We start from the raw sequence: 14,148 nt of genomic DNA, 5'->3' as shown, positions 1-14,148 counted from the left end.
GCGGCTCCGCCGCGGGGGCGCGACCGGCCCCCGCGCGTCCGCGGTGCGCCACCGGCGTCGACGGGGCGGACGCCGTCGCCCGCATGGTGGACGCCTCCCCGTGGCACTCCGTGCCGCCCGGTAATGTGACCGTGGGCCGTGACTGGCGCGCTGGGATGGGAGCAACCATCGGGAAGCGGCCCCGGACCCTTCGGGTCCGGACACATGTGCCGTGCGCCTGGGCCGTACCGTGAACGCAGAACGCCACGTCCGGAGGTCCCCATGTCAGCCGCCGAGCAGCCGCTCACCCCCGCGTCCACCGCCTTCCGCTCCGCCCTCGACGTGATCCGCGCCGTCGAGCCGCGCGTCGCCGACGCCATCGGTCAGGAGGTCGCCGACCAGCGCGAGATGCTCAAGCTGATCGCCTCCGAGAACTACGCCTCCCCGGCCACCCTCCTCGCGATGGGCAACTGGTTCAGCGACAAGTACGCCGAAGGCACCGTCGGCCGCCGTTTCTACGCCGGCTGCCGCAACGTCGACACCGTCGAGTCGCTCGCCGCCGAGCACGCCAAGGAGCTCTTCGGCGCCCGTCACGCCTACGTCCAGCCGCACTCCGGCATCGACGCCAACCTCGTCGCCTTCTGGTCCGTCCTCGCCGACCGCGTCGAGGCCCCCTTCCTGGAGAAGGCCGGCGCCCGCCAGGTCAACGACCTCTCCGAGGCCGACTGGGCCGAGCTCCGCCAGGCCTTCGGCAACCAGCGCATGCTCGGCATGTCCCTGGACGCCGGCGGCCACCTCACCCACGGCTTCCGCCCGAACATCTCCGGCAAGATGTTCGACCAGCGCTCCTACGGCACCGACCCGGCCACCGGCCTGATCGACTACGAGGCCCTGCGCACCTCCGCCCGCGAGTTCAAGCCGCTGATCATCGTCGCCGGCTACTCCGCCTACCCCCGCCTGGTGAACTTCCGGATCATGCGGGAGATCGCCGACGAGGTCGGCGCCACGCTCATGGTCGACATGGCGCACTTCGCCGGTCTGGTCGCCGGAAAGGTCCTCACCGGCGACTTCGACCCGGTCCCGCACGCCCAGATCGTCACCACCACCACCCACAAGTCGCTGCGCGGCCCGCGCGGCGGCATGGTGCTGTGCGACGACTCCCTCAAGGACCAGGTCGACCGCGGCTGCCCGATGGTCCTCGGCGGCCCGCTCCCGCACGTCATGGCCGCCAAGGCCGTCGCCCTCGCCGAGGCCAGGCAGCCCGCCTTCCAGGACTACGCCCGGCGCATCGTCGACAACTCCCGCGCCCTCGCCGAGGGCCTGATGCGCCGCGGCGCCACCCTGGTCACCGGCGGCACCGACAACCACCTCAACCTGATCGACGTCGCCACCTCCTACGGCCTCACCGGCCGCCAGGCCGAGGCCGCCCTGCTCGACTCGGGCATCGTCACCAACCGCAACGCCATCCCCGCCGACCCCAACGGCGCCTGGTACACCTCCGGCATCCGCATCGGCACCCCCGCGCTGACCACGCGCGGCCTGGGCACCGCCGAGATGGAGGAGGTCGCGGGTCTCATCGACCGCGTCCTGACCACCACGGAGCCGGGCACCACCAAGTCCGGCGCCCCCTCCAAGGCGGCCCACGTCCTCGACGCGAAGGTCGCCGACGAGATCTCCCGCCGCGCCACCGACCTCGTCGCCGGTTTCCCGCTCTACCCGGAGATCGACCTGGGCTGAGGCGGCCCCGCCCCGCTCGACGCGCCCCGCGGCGGTCCGGTCGCGCACCGGGCCGCCGCGCGCCCGTCACCGGGCGTCCGGCGGCTCCCGCCGCGGCCCCGGGCCGTCCCTCCGCCGTGCGCCGGGGCCCCCTCCCCTTCGGGGAGCGGGGCATCCGGCCCTTCGCGACACGGCCGGGGACGGATCGGTCCCCACCCGTTCCCGGTCCGTTCCGGACCGCCCCGCGGGACCTGAGAGAATGGTGGGCATGGCGACTGACCGACCTCGTGTGCTCTCCGGAATCCAGCCCACCGCAGGCTCGTTCCACCTCGGAAACTACCTCGGCGCCGTCCGCCAGTGGGTGGCCCTGCAGGAGACCCACGACGCGTTCTACATGGTCGTCGACCTGCACGCGATCACGGTCCCGCAGGACCCCGCGGAGCTGCGCGCCAACACCCGCCTGGCCGCCGCCCAGTTGCTGGCCGCCGGTCTCGACCCGGACCGCTGCACGCTCTTCGTGCAGAGCCACGTGCCCGAGCACGCCCAGCTCGCCTGGGTCATGAACTGCCTCACCGGCTTCGGCGAGGCCTCCCGCATGACCCAGTTCAAGGACAAGTCCGCCAAGCAGGGCGCCGACCGCGCCTCGGTCGGCCTGTTCACCTACCCGGTCCTCCAGGTCGCGGACATCCTGCTCTACCAGGCCCACGAGGTGCCGGTGGGCGAGGACCAGCGCCAGCACATCGAGCTCACCCGCGACCTCGCCGAGCGTTTCAACGGCCGGTTCGGCGCGACGTTCACCGTCCCGAAGCCGTACATCCTCAAGGAGACGGCGAAGATCTACGACCTCCAGGACCCGACGGTCAAGATGAGCAAGTCGGCGTCCACGCCGAAGGGCCTCATCAACCTCCTGGACGAGCCGAAGGCCACCGCCAAGAAGGTGAGGAGCGCGGTCACCGACACCGGCACGGTGGTCGCCTACGACGTCGTGGAGAAGCCCGGCGTGAGCAATCTCCTCACGATCTACTCGACCCTCACCGGAGTCGACATCCCCCGACTGGAGGAGAGGTACGCCGGCAAGGGCTACGGTGCGCTCAAGACGGACCTCGCCGAGGTCATGGTCGAGTTCGTGACCCCGTTCAAGGAGCGCACCCAGCAGTACCTGGACGACCCCGAGACGCTCGACTCGCTCCTGGCCAAGGGCGCGGAGAAGGCGCGTGCCGTCGCCGCGGAGACCCTCGCCCGGGCGTACGACCGGGTCGGCTTCCTGCCCGCCAAGCACTGAACCGCCGGGCACCGGACCGGCGCTGAACCGGCCCGCGAGGGCGATCCGTACCACCGCACAGCGCTGCACATCACTCCGGTTGCGCCTGCCCGCAGCCGGGTCGTGGTCGTACAGTCGATAACCGGGTGACCGTTCCCGCGGCCACCCGGGGCTCACCGGAGCTTCACCACCACAACGACAGGAGACGACGTGGGGACCGTAACGATCGGTGTGTCGATCGCGGTCCCGGAGCCTCACGGCAGCCGGCTTCAGCAGCTGCGCGCGGGCTTCGGCGACGCCGCGGCTCACGGTATCCCCACGCACGTCACCCTGCTGCCGCCGACCGAGATAGACGACGCCGACCTGCCGGCCGTCGAGGCGCACCTCGGCGAGGTCGCCGCGGCCGGCCGGCCGTTCCCGATGCGACTGTCCGGCACCGGCACCTTCCGGCCGCTGTCGCCGGTGGTGTACGTCCGGGTCGCCGACGGCGGCGAGGCCTGCACCTGGCTGCAGAAGCAGGTCCGGGACGCCTCCGGCCCCGTCGCCCGCGAGCTCCAGTTCCCGTACCACCCGCACGTCACCGTGGCGCACGGCATCGAGGAGGCGGCCATGGACCGCGCCTTCGAGGAGCTCGCCGGCTACGAGGCTGCGTGGCCCTGCACCGGCTTCGCGCTCTACGAACAGGGCGCCGACGGGGTGTGGCGCAAGCTGCGGGAGTTCCCCTTCGGCTCCGTGGTGGTGCCCCCGCAGGCCGGGAGCGTGGACCAGGGCTTCTTCTCCGCCCACTGAGCACCCCGGCCGGCCCTCAGACCGGCAGCCGGCGGAACACCCCGCGCGGCAGGTGCCGCAGCGCCGACATCACCACCCGCAGCGCGCCCGGCACCCACACCGTCTCCGCGCGGCGCCGCAGCCCCAGCTCGACGGCGGCCGCGACCGCCTCCGGCGTGGTGGCGAGCGGCGCCTCGGGAAGCCCGGCGGTCATCCGCGTACGGACGAATCCGGGGCGTACGACCATGACGTGCACCCCCGTGCCGTACAGCGCGTCGCCGAGGCCCTGGGCGAAGGCGTCCAGGCCGGCCTTGCTGGACCCGTAGATGAAGTTCGCGCGGCGGGCCCGCTCGCCCGCCACGGAGGACAGCACCACCAGCGAGCCGTGGCCCTGCGCCTGGAGCGCGCCCGCGCACACCAGGCCCGCCGAGACCGCGCCGGTGTAGTTGGTCTGCGCGACCCGTACCGCGGCCCGCGGGTCCCGCTCGTCGTGCGCCTGGTCGCCCAGGGTGCCGAAGGCGAGCAGCACCATGTCGACGTCGCCCTCGGCGAAGACCTTGCCGAGCGCGTCCTCGTGGGCGGCGGGGTCGAGCGCGTCGAAGTCGACCGTGCGCACCTCGGCGCCGAGGCCGCGCAGCTGCCCGGCGGCCTCGTCCAGGCCGGGGGAGGGGCGGCCGGCCAGCCACACCGTACGGGTGCGGCGGGCGATCAGCCGCCGCGCGGTGGCCAGCGCGATCCCGGACGTGCCGCCGAGGACGAGCAGGGACTGGGGGAGGCCGAAGGCGTCCTGCATGACAGCTCCTAGAGGGTGCCTAGAGGTGGAGGCGGCGGGCCAGGTCGGAGACGAACACCCCGCGCGGGTCCAGTTCGGCGCGCAGCGCGCGGAAGTCGTCCAGACGGGGGTACATGGCCGCGAGCAGCTCCGGGCGCAGCCGGGAGTCCTTGGCGAGGTAGACGCGCCCGCCGGCGCCGGCGACCTCCTCGTCGAGTTCGTCGAGGAAGCCGCCGAGGCCGGGCAGCGACGCCGGGATGTCCAGGGCCAGGGTCCACCCCGGCACCGGGAAGGACAGCCAGCCCGGGTCGGCCTCCCCGAAGCGCTTGAGGACGGCGAGGAAGGACGGGCAGCGGCGCTCGGAGATCCGGCGCACGATCCGGCGCAGGGCGTCCTCCCGGCCGTGCCCGACGGCGAACTGGTACTGCACGAAGCCGCCCCGGCCGTAGACGCGGTTCCAGTGCGGCACGCCGTCCAGGGGGTGGAAGAACGCGGGGATGCGCTGGAGCCGGCCCCTGTGCGCCTTGGGGGCCTTGCGGTACCAGAACGCGTTGAACAGCCCCACGGTGGTGCGGCTGAGCAGGCCCTCGGGGACGAAGGAGGGGGCGGCCGGGAGCCGGGAGGTGCGGAAGGAAAGGGGCTCCCCGCGCGCGCGGCCGCCCCGGGGCAGCGCGTCCAGGGGGGCGTGGTCGCCGCGCGTGAGCACCGCGCGGCCGGTGGCCCGGCCGCGGGCCAGCAGGTCGATCCAGGCGACCGAGTAGCGGTAGCGGTGGTCGGTGTCGGCGAGGCGGGCCATCAGGTCGTCGAGGTCGTCCGCGCGTTCGGTGTCGACCGACATCAGGGAGGTCTCGACCGGCTGGAGCCGGATCGTCGCGGTGAGGATCACCCCGGTCAGGCCCATGCCGCCCGCGGTCGCCTCGAACAGCGGCGTGCCCGGCACCACCGTACGGACCCGCCCGTCGGCGGTGAGCAGCTCCAGGGAGAGCACATGGCGGGAGAACGAGCCGGAGACGTGGTGGTTCTTGCCGTGGATGTCGGCGCCGATCGCCCCGCCGACCGTCACGTAGCGCGTGCCCGGCGTCACCGGCACGAACCAGCCGAGCGGCAGCAGCACCTCCATCAGCCGGTGCAGGGAGACGCCCGCGTCGCACAGCACGGTCCCGCCGTCGGCGTCGACCGCGTGCACGCGGTCCAGACCCGTCATGTCGAGCACGGCACCGCCCGCGTTCTGCGCCGCGTCCCCGTACGCCCGTCCCAGCCCCCGCGCGATGCCCCCGCGGGCCCCGCACTCCCGGACGGCCCGCGCGGCCTCCTCGTACGTCCGGGGCCGGATCAGCCGGGCGGCGGAGGGAGCGGTGCGGCCCCACCCCGTGACGGGAACGGTGTCGGCAGACATGACGATGACCGTATCGTCCCTGTGTGACCGGCTGTTTTTGAAACGTCACCACCATCCCTGAAACGGGTGATTAATGGGATGTCGTTCCCCGGTGACGGGAATTCCGGCCCGCCGGGCGTGAACAGTGGGTCCCCATGGACGACCTCCACGACCTCCCCCGCACCCTCGGTCTCCACGGCCTGGACCACCGGATCGTCTCGGCCCTCAGGGCGTGCGGCGCGGATCCGCGCGTCGCCGGGGCCGCGCGGGCCCTGTCCCGGGCGGGGGAGCACGGGGCGGTGTGGCTCGCGGCCGGGCTCGCCGGAGCCGTCGTGGACCGCCCCCGGCGCGGCGCCTGGCTGCGCGGCACCGCACTCACCGCGGGCGCCCACGCCGCCGGCTCGGCCGTGAAACAGGTCGTGCGCCGCCCGCGCCCCGCACATGTCGAACCCCTGGTCGGCACGGTCGGCCGGCACTCCTTCCCCAGTGCGCACGCCACCTCGGCGGCGGCCGCCGCCGTCGCCTTCGGCGCGCTGGGCGCCCGCGCGGTGCCCCCGCTCGCCGCCGCCGTCTGCGTGTCCCGCCTGGTGGCCGGCGTCCACTACCCGTCGGACGTGGTGGCCGGCGCCGCCCTCGGCGCGCTCACGGCCCGCCTCGGCGCCCGTTGGATGACGGGAGGCCCCGCGTGACCCTGCTGCGCGAGCGCGCCGACCGGCGGCAGACCGCACCGTCCGACGGGGGCGGCCTCCTCACGGGCCTGCTGCTGACCGCGCGGCCCAAGCAGTGGGTCAAGAACGTCCTGGTGATCGCCGCCCCGGCCGCCGCCGGCGAACTGTTCTCCGTCCACGCCCTGACCCGGCTGGCCCTGGTCTTCGTCCTGTTCACCGCCTGCGCCGCCGCCGTCTACCTGGTCAACGACGCGCGCGACGCCGACGCCGACCGCGCCCACCCCGTCAAGTGCCGCCGCCCGGTCGCCGCCGGCCGGGTGCCCGTGCCGGTCGCCTACGCCGCCGGAACCGCCCTCGGCGTCCTCGCGCCCGCCGTCGCGGCCCGGCTGTGCCCCCCGGAGGCCGCCGCGCTGCTGACCGCCTACCTCGCCATGCAACTGGCGTACTGCGTCAGCCTCAAGCACGTCCTCGTCGTCGACCTCGTCGTGGTCACCGCCGGCTTCGTGATGCGCGCGGTGATCGGCGGTCTCGCCCTCGGCATCCCCCTGTCCCGGTGGTTCCTCATCACCACCGGGTTCGGCGCCCTGTTCATGGTCGCCGCCAAGCGCTACTCCGAAGCCGTGCAGATGACCGGGAAAGCGGGTGCCACGCGGGCGCTGCTCACCGAGTACACCACCGGCTACCTCCGCTTCGTCTGGCAGCTCGCCGCCGGCGTCGCCGTCCTCGGCTACTGCCTGTGGGCCCTGGAGGAGGGCGGCGTGCCGCACACCAGCGTGCTGCCCTGGCGGCAGCTGTCCGTGGTCGCCTTCGTCCTCGCCGTCCTCAGGTACGCCGTCTTCGCCGACCGGGGGACCGCCGGCGAACCCGAGGACGTGGTGCTGGGCGACCGCGCGCTCGCCGTCATCGGCCTGGTCTGGGCGGCGATGTACGCCCTGGCGGTGGCCGACTGGTGAGAGGCCGTCCGCTCCGCCACCGGCCGCGGGGGACCCGGTTCCGGGGGCGTCGGACATGGGGCTCTTGCGAGGGGGCAGAGTCGGGTCATGGACTGGCTGAAAAGGCTTCCGGTCGTCGGGCCGTGGACGGCCCGGCTGATGCTCACGCACGCCTGGCGGTCGTACGAGCGTCTGGACCGGGTGCACTGGACGCGGCTGGCCGCCGCGATGACGTTCACCAGCTTCGTCGCGCTGTTCCCGCTGCTCACCGTGGGCGCCTCGATCGGCGCCGCCACGCTGAGCCAGGACCAGCAGGACACCCTCCAGGACCGGATCACCGACCAGGTGCCCGGCATCTCCGACCAGCTGAACATCGGGGACCTGGTGGAGAACGCCGGCACCGTCGGGCTCATCGCCGGCGCCGTGCTGCTGTTCACCGGCATCAGCTGGGCCGGCTCCACGCGCGAATGCCTGCGCGCGGTGTGGGAGCTGCCCGACGAGGAGGAGAACCCCTTCCTGCGCAAGGGCAAGGACCTGGGCATCCTCGTCGGGCTCGGCGGCGCGGTCCTGACCACCCTGGTCGCCTCCACCGTCGCCTCCGCCCTGGTCGGCCGGATCAGTGACGCCATCGGGCTCGAGAAGGGCGGCTGGGGCGGGATCGTCCTGCACGTCGCGGCGTTCGCCGTCGCCGTCGGCGCCGACTTCCTGCTCCTGCTGTACGTCCTCACCCTGCTGCCCGGCGTCGAACCCACCCGGCACCGCCTGACCGTCGCCGCACTCACCGGCGCGGTCGGCTTCGAACTGCTGAAGCTGCTGCTCAGCGGCTATCTGCAGGGCGTGGCCACGAAGAGCATGTACGGCGCCTTCGGCGTCCCGGTGGCCCTGCTGCTGTGGATCAACCTCACCTCGAAACTGGTCCTGTTCTGCGCCGCCTGGACGGCGACGCGGAGCAAGCGGGACGAGGCCGCGGACGTCACGGACGCGAGCGGCGGCGCACCAGGTCCGGCAGCGGCCAGCGCCGGTTGACCAGGAACGCGCCGCCCGCGAGCAGCACGACCGCGCCGCCGGCGATGCCCAGCGCGACCCCGATGCCGTCGGCGCCGCCGCCCGCCGCGGCACTCGCCACCGGCTTCGCACCGGCCGCGACGGCACCGTCCCCGGTGCCCCCGGCCCCACCGGGCGAGGCGGACGGGCCCGGCCGGGCGTCCGCCTCCGTCGCGCTCTTCGGCCGCACCAGCTCACCCACCGGCTCGACCTTGCCGGCCGCCTTGAAACCCCAGTCGAGGAGCTTCGCGGTCTCCTTGTAGACCTCGTTGCTCACGTTCTTCGACGGGTTCATCACGGTGACCAGCAGCACCTTGCCGTTCCGCTCGGCGACACCGGTGAAGGTGGCGCCCGCGTTGGTGGTGTTGCCGTTCTTCACGCCGGCTATGCCCTGGTAGACCGGCACGTCGGTGTCTCCGGACAGCAGCCGGTTGGTGTTCTGGATCTCGAAGGACCCGCGGACCTTCTTGCCCTTCTTGTTCTTCTTCGTCTCACCCGGGAACTGCGTCCTGACCGTCGAGCTGTACTCCCGGAAGTCCTTCTTCTGCAGCCCGGAACGGGCGATCAGCGTCAGGTCGTACGCGGACGACACCTGCCCCTCGGCGTCGTACCCGTCGGGGCTGACCACGTGGGTGTCGAGCGCCTGGAGCTCCTCGGCGTGCGCGTTCATCTCCTCGACGGTGTTCTCGACGCCGCCGTTCATCGCCGACAGCACGTGCACCGCGTCGTTGCCGGAGCGGAGGAAGACACCCAGCCACAGGTCGTGGACGGTGTACGTCTCGTCCTCCTTGACGCCGACCATGCTGGAACCGGCGCCGATCCCGGCCAGGTCGGACGGCTCGACCCGGTGCTCCGTCGTCTTCGGCCACTTCGGCAGCAGCGTGTCGGCGAACAGCATCTTCAGGGTGCTCGCGGGGGCCAGCCGCCAGTGCGCGTTGTGGGCGGCGAGCACCTCGCCGGACTCGGCGTCGGCGACGATCCAGGAGCGGGCCGACAGCTCCTTCGGCAGCACCGGCACCCCGCTCGCGAGGTTGACCTGCGTCCCCGGCTGTCCGAGCCGGGCGCCGCCCACCGTCGACATCGTCGCCGGGGGCGTGGCCGACGGACTCGCCGACGGCTTCGGGGCCGCGAGGGCGACGGGTGCGGTCAGCGCGGTGGACAACAGCACGGCGCAGGCGACCGACAGCGGTCGCCGGACGGTGTTCTTGGGTGCGGGCACGAGCGGAAACGTACATGCCATACCCGACGAAGTCCCGGGCAGGTCCCCACCCCGGGCAAGGATCCGGACACCGCCCGGCGATACTGGACCGGTGCCGTGCTCCTCCGGGGCACGACCCCCGGACCCCCGGCCGACCGAGGGTGCCCGGCGCTGTGAGGAAAGGTCTGTATCGGTGAAGCTCAGCCGCCCCGTCTCCTGGTTCCTGCTCGCCTTCGGGGTGTGGAGCTGGGTCATCTGGATCACTTTCGTCAAGAACCTGGTCAAGGACAGCAGCGGACTCGCGTTCGAGGACGGGCACCCGACGGCGTACTTCTTCGTTCACCTGACGCTCGCCGTCGTCTCCTTCGTACTGGGGACGGTCATCGGGGGCATCGGGTTGCGCGGACTGCGCGCACTGAGCCGGACGTCACGGACGTCCTGACCGGAAACAGGGGAACTCCGCCTCGTGGCCATCGTCTTCGTACTCATCGCACTGCTGGTCGTGGCCGTCCTGGTGACGGGCAACTGGTATGTGTGGCGGCGTCTGTTCCGGGACACCACGAAGGGCCCGGGCGCGGTGCGCCGCGCGGGCGCCGTGGTGATCGCCGGCGGCTGGGCGCTGACCGTCGGCGCCTTCGTCGCCGAGCGCGGCGGGGCCCCCTTCCGGCTCCAGCAGGTCCTGGCCTGGCCCGGCTTCCTGTGGCTGGCCCTGGCCCTGTACCTGCTGCTGGCGGTGCTCGCGGGCGAGCTGGTGCGCCCGGTGCTGCGGCGGATCCTGGAACGGCGGGCGAGGACGGCGGAGGCGGCGGCGCCCGTACCGGCCCGGCCGGAGCCGATACCGGCCGGTCAGAACGCCGGGCGCGGCCCGAACGGCGCGCCGGGTGCCCTGGCGGCCGGGGACGGCCCGGCGTCCGGCGGCGACGCGCCCGGCCCGCAGGGAGCGTCCGCCCCCTCCCGGCGGCTGTTCGTCTCCCGCGTCGTCGGCGGGGCCGCCGCCGCGGCGGCCGTGGGGACCGTCGGTTACGGGACGTACGGCGTGCTGCGCGGGCCGCGGGTGAAGCGGGTCACCGTGCCGCTCGCCAAGCTTCCCCGCGCGGCGCACGGCTACCGCATCGCGGTGGTCAGCGACATCCACCTCGGGCCGGTGCTCGGGCGGGGCTTCGCCCAGAAGGTCGTGGACACGATCAACTCGACCCAGCCGGACCTGATCGCGGTCGTCGGTGACCTGGTGGACGGGAGCGTGAAGGACCTCGGCCCGGCCGCGGCTCCGCTGGCGCAGCTGAGGGCTCGTCACGGTTCGTTCTTCGTCACCGGCAACCACGAGTACTTCTCCGGTGCCGAGCAGTGGGTCGAGGAGGTGCGGCGGCTCGGGCTGAACCCGCTGGAGAACACCCGCACGGAGCTGCCGCACTTCGACCTGGCGGGGGTCAACGACGTGGCGGGTGAGGACGAGGGCCAGGGCCCGGACTACGCGAAGGCGCTCGGTGACCGGGACCGGGCGCGGGCGTGCGTCCTCCTCGCCCACCAGCCGGTGCAGATCCACGACGCCGTCGACCACGGCGTCGACCTCCAGCTCTCCGGTCACACCCACGGTGGCCAGCTCTTCCCCGGCAACCTCGTCGCCGGCCTGGCCAATCCCACCCTGGCGGGGCTCGACCGGTACGGCGACACCCAGCTGTACGTCAGCCGGGGCGCCGGGGCGTGGGGCCCGCCTACGCGGGTGGGTGCGCCGTCGGACATCACGGTGATCGAGCTGGCCTCCAGGCAAGCCTGACGGTCTGTTGGTGTGGGCCGGGGGCGGGTTCCACTCCCGGCTTCGCTCGAGCGGGGGGACCCCCACCGCCCACCCGTGCCGCCCTGGGGGCACCTCCCGGGCCCTTGAGGCGCTGGGGGAGGCACGACTGCCCGCAGCCGGGGAGGGGGAGTCGGTGAGTCATGCCCGTACGGTGCTTGTCCTGATCGATCCGGAGCGGTGGATCGGCGACACGCCCTGGGAGCCGGTCGGCGGGGATGTCGTCGTCGAGGACGCCACCGCGAGCCCCGACGAGGTGCGGCACCGCGCGGCCCTCGACCGGCCGACCGCGCCCGGCGCGCGCACCGCCCGGGTCGCCGACCTCACGGCCGCCGGGGAGTGACCCGGCCTCATGCCGTGCGGCTCGGCGGGGCGGGTGCCGGCGCCGGCTCCGGGACGGTCGTCGTCGTCCCGTCGTCCGTCGGGCACGCTCCCGACCGGGCCGGCAGCGTCACGGTCACCTCCAGCCCCTCGCCCGGCGCCGTCCGCACCGCCACCTCACCCCTGTGCGCCCGCACCACGCCCTGCACGATCGCCATGCCGAGACCGCTCCCCGCACCCCCGCCGGCGCGGAAGAAGCGGTCGAAGACGCGCGCCGCGTCCTCCGCCGCGAGGCCCGGCCCGTCGTCCGCCACGGACAGCCGCACCAGCCCGTCCGCGCGGACCACCCCGAGCCGTACCGCGACGTCCGCCGGAGTGTGCGTACGCACATTGCCCAGCAGGTTCCCCAGGACCTGCCGCAGCCCCGCCTCGTCCGCGTGCACCAGCACCGAGCCGTCCGCGTCCACGGTCACCGCCCGCTCCGGCTGCTGCACCCGCAGGTCCTCCGCCGCGTCCCGCACCAGCCGGCACACGTCCACGTTCCGCAGCCGCAGTTCGGGACGCTGGTCCAGGCGGGCCAGCATCAGCAGCTCGTCGACCAGTCGCCCCATGCGGTCGGACTCCGTCATCATCCGGTCCCAGGCCCGCTTGCGTTCCGTCGGCTCGCGCAGCATCCCCCGGTCGTACAGCTGGAGGTAGCCGCGTATCGCGGCCAGGGGCGTCCGCAGTTCGTGCGAGGCGTCGGCGACGAACCGCCGCAGCTGGGCCGCGCTGTGCTCACGCGTGCGGTACGCCGACTCCACCTGCTGGAGCATCGAGTTGAGGGCGAGCCGCAGTTGCTCCACCTCGAGGATCGTTTCCCGGCTGGAGGGCACCCGCCGGGTCAGGTCGCCCTCCGCGATCGCCGACGAGGTCTCCACCATGTCCTCCAGCGGCCGCATCCGCCGCCGCACGCTGACCATGGTCAGGCAGGCCAGCAGCAGCAACAGCAGCGTCCCGATGGTCAGGTCGAACTTGACCGCCTTGGCGATGGCGTGGTGCACCGCCTCGGTGGAGCCGGCGATCAGGATGTACGTGCCGTCCGCGAGCCGGGTGGCGGTGACGCGGTAGGCGGCGCCGCGCACGGTGACGTCGTGCGGTTCCGGGTCCTGGAGGAGGGTGCGCGCGTCGCCCACCGCGTCGGCCAGGGCACGCTGGGCGTCGGTCGGTGCGAAGCCGAGGACGCCGACGGGCTCGCCCCGGGTGTTCACGGCGGCGAAGATCGAGTCCGGGTCGTCCTCCCGGTTCCAGTCCGGATCCACCCGGTCGCGGAAGAAGCTCAGCACGCTCAGCGAGTCGATCTGCCGCAGCGTCAGTTCCGTGCCGCCCAGCGAGTCCCGGGTCCGGGTCAGCTCCGTGTCGATCTGGTCCAGCAGGTAGTAGCGCATGCCCATCACGCTCACCACGGTGGCCGCCACGATGCCGAGGGCCAGCAGCACCACGTTCGCCAGGGTCAGCGCCCCGCGCAGCGAGTGGACGCCCCGCCCGCGGCCCGGCTTCCGGATCGGGAGCCTCACGTCAGGCCGTACCCGACCCCGCGCCGGGTGGTGATCACCGGCGGGCCCAGGGTGTCGAGTTTGCGCCGCAGATAGCTGATGTAGGTCTCGACGACGGTCGATTCGGCCGGGGCGTGCTCGTACTGCCAGACGTGGCGCAGCAGTTGTTCCTTCGGCACGATCCGTCCGCCGTTGCGCACCAGGAAGCGCAGCAGCGCGTACTCGGTGGGGGTGAGCTCGACCGAGCGGCCCGCGCGGCGCACCGAGTACGTGGTCTCGTCCAGCTCCAGGTCGCCGTGGCGCAGCGGCGCCCGCTGCGGGAGGACGTCGGCGGGGCGGGTGCGGCGCAGTACGGCGGTGATCCGGGCGACGACCTCGTCGATGTTGAACGGCTTGGTGATGTAGTCGTCGCCGAAGCCGAGCGCGCCGACGACCTCGGCGGGCGCGTCCCGCGCGGTGAGGAACACCAGCGCCAGCTCCGGCCGCCGGGACCGCAGTTCACGGCCGAGGGCGCGGCCGTCGCCGTCCGGCAGCATCACGTCGAGGAGGGCGGCGTCGGGGCGGGTGTGCTCGGTCAGCGCGAGCGCCTCGCGGACCGTGCCCGCGGTCATGACCTCGAAGCGGTGGTAGCGCAGGGCGATGGCGAGGACGTCCGCGATGCTCTCCTCGTCCTCCACGACCAGCACGGTGCCGGGAGCTGTCGTCATGCCCCCAGTATCGGCGCGACTCCCTGCGGTCGTACGGGTCTTCGCTTTGGAGTTCCTTGAGAGTCCCGCGCCGGCCATGT

At 73.4% G+C, this 14,148-nt stretch carries 14 protein-coding genes and 1 riboswitch; of the genes, 9 read left to right on the top strand and 5 right to left on the bottom strand.

The annotated features are described in order from the left end of the window. Positions 1 to 128: 128 nt before the first annotated feature. A riboswitch (ZMP/ZTP riboswitch) is annotated at positions 129 to 230 on the top strand. Positions 231 to 261: 31 nt separating this feature from the next. The 3 genes from ACFY3N_RS02765 to ACFY3N_RS02755 all read left to right on the top strand — a co-directional run bounded on the left by ACFY3N_RS02765 (position 262) and on the right by ACFY3N_RS02755 (position 3,745). Further along, a complete protein-coding gene (locus ACFY3N_RS02765) occupies positions 262 to 1,716 on the top strand; it encodes a glycine hydroxymethyltransferase (protein WP_390814842.1) in 1,455 nt (484 codons plus the stop codon). Positions 1,717 to 1,963: 247 nt separating this feature from the next. Then, the gene (trpS, locus tag ACFY3N_RS02760; RefSeq protein ID WP_390814841.1) at positions 1,964 to 2,977 is read left to right on the top strand and encodes a tryptophan--tRNA ligase; all 1,014 of its coding nucleotides are present in this window, start codon (positions 1,964 to 1,966) and stop codon (positions 2,975 to 2,977) included. A 189-nt stretch (positions 2,978 to 3,166) separates the two neighbouring features. Beyond that, the gene (locus ACFY3N_RS02755) at positions 3,167 to 3,745 is read left to right on the top strand and encodes a 2'-5' RNA ligase family protein (RefSeq protein ID WP_390814840.1); all 579 of its coding nucleotides are present in this window, start codon (positions 3,167 to 3,169) and stop codon (positions 3,743 to 3,745) included. A gap of 16 nt (positions 3,746 to 3,761) precedes the next feature. Here ACFY3N_RS02755 and ACFY3N_RS02750 read toward each other — a convergent pair whose 3' ends face one another. Continuing rightward, a complete protein-coding gene (locus ACFY3N_RS02750; protein WP_390814839.1) occupies positions 3,762 to 4,517 on the bottom strand; it encodes a decaprenylphospho-beta-D-erythro-pentofuranosid-2-ulose 2-reductase in 756 nt (251 codons plus the stop codon). 19 nt (positions 4,518 to 4,536) lie between these two features. Next, on the bottom strand, positions 4,537 to 5,892 hold the full coding sequence (locus ACFY3N_RS02745; RefSeq protein WP_390814838.1) for an FAD-binding protein: 1,356 nt from the start codon (positions 5,890 to 5,892) through the stop codon (positions 4,537 to 4,539). 134 nt (positions 5,893 to 6,026) lie between these two features. Here ACFY3N_RS02745 and ACFY3N_RS02740 point away from each other — a divergent pair, with 134 nt between their 5' ends. From ACFY3N_RS02740 to ACFY3N_RS02730, 3 genes are all read left to right on the top strand, one after another. Next, a complete protein-coding gene (locus ACFY3N_RS02740; protein WP_390814837.1) occupies positions 6,027 to 6,560 on the top strand; it encodes a phosphatase PAP2 family protein in 534 nt (177 codons plus the stop codon). Next, positions 6,557 to 7,492: a decaprenyl-phosphate phosphoribosyltransferase gene (locus ACFY3N_RS02735; RefSeq protein ID WP_390814836.1), complete on the top strand. Its 936-nt coding sequence runs from the start codon at positions 6,557 to 6,559 to the stop codon at positions 7,490 to 7,492. Before ACFY3N_RS02740 ends, ACFY3N_RS02735 begins: the two co-directional genes overlap by 4 nt. Before the next feature lie 87 nt (positions 7,493 to 7,579). Then, a complete protein-coding gene (locus ACFY3N_RS02730; protein ID WP_390814835.1) occupies positions 7,580 to 8,497 on the top strand; it encodes a YihY/virulence factor BrkB family protein in 918 nt (305 codons plus the stop codon). On the opposite strand, the gene ACFY3N_RS02725 is transcribed toward ACFY3N_RS02730, so the two are convergent. Further along, positions 8,445 to 9,734 (bottom strand): D-alanyl-D-alanine carboxypeptidase family protein, encoded by a 1,290-nt coding sequence (locus tag ACFY3N_RS02725; RefSeq protein WP_390814834.1) that lies wholly within the window; start codon positions 9,732 to 9,734, stop codon positions 8,445 to 8,447. The two genes, ACFY3N_RS02730 and ACFY3N_RS02725, sit on opposite strands and share 53 nt — an antisense overlap. Positions 9,735 to 9,906: 172 nt before the next feature. On the opposite strand from ACFY3N_RS02725, the gene ACFY3N_RS02720 reads away from it, so the two are divergent. From ACFY3N_RS02720 to ACFY3N_RS02710, 3 genes are all read left to right on the top strand, one after another. Beyond that, positions 9,907 to 10,155: an SCO4848 family membrane protein gene (locus ACFY3N_RS02720; RefSeq protein ID WP_184818217.1), complete on the top strand. Its 249-nt coding sequence runs from the start codon at positions 9,907 to 9,909 to the stop codon at positions 10,153 to 10,155. Between the two features lie 24 nt (positions 10,156 to 10,179). Further along, positions 10,180 to 11,487, top strand: a complete 1,308-nt coding sequence (locus ACFY3N_RS02715; protein ID WP_390814833.1) for a metallophosphoesterase — start codon at positions 10,180 to 10,182, stop codon at positions 11,485 to 11,487. A gap of 154 nt (positions 11,488 to 11,641) precedes the next feature. Next, complete coding sequence (locus tag ACFY3N_RS02710; RefSeq protein ID WP_390814832.1) at positions 11,642 to 11,848, top strand: hypothetical protein; 207 nt, start codon at positions 11,642 to 11,644, stop codon at positions 11,846 to 11,848. Between the two features lie 7 nt (positions 11,849 to 11,855). On the opposite strand, the gene ACFY3N_RS02705 is transcribed toward ACFY3N_RS02710, so the two are convergent. Both ACFY3N_RS02705 and ACFY3N_RS02700 read right to left on the bottom strand, forming a co-directional pair. Beyond that, positions 11,856 to 13,382: a sensor histidine kinase gene (locus ACFY3N_RS02705; RefSeq protein ID WP_390814831.1), complete on the bottom strand. Its 1,527-nt coding sequence runs from the start codon at positions 13,380 to 13,382 to the stop codon at positions 11,856 to 11,858. Then, positions 13,379 to 14,068 carry a response regulator transcription factor gene (locus ACFY3N_RS02700; RefSeq protein WP_390814830.1) on the bottom strand — a complete coding sequence of 230 codons (690 nt, stop codon included), beginning with the start codon at positions 14,066 to 14,068 and terminating at the stop codon, positions 13,379 to 13,381. The genes ACFY3N_RS02705 and ACFY3N_RS02700 overlap by 4 nt, the downstream gene beginning before the upstream one ends. Positions 14,069 to 14,148: the final 80 nt, after the last annotated feature.

The sequence above is a fragment of the Streptomyces sp. NPDC000348 genome (genome assembly GCF_042898795.1).
Classification (GTDB): Bacteria; Actinomycetota; Actinomycetes; order Streptomycetales; family Streptomycetaceae; genus Streptomyces.
This window is presented reverse-complemented; position numbering and strand designations above follow the sequence as displayed.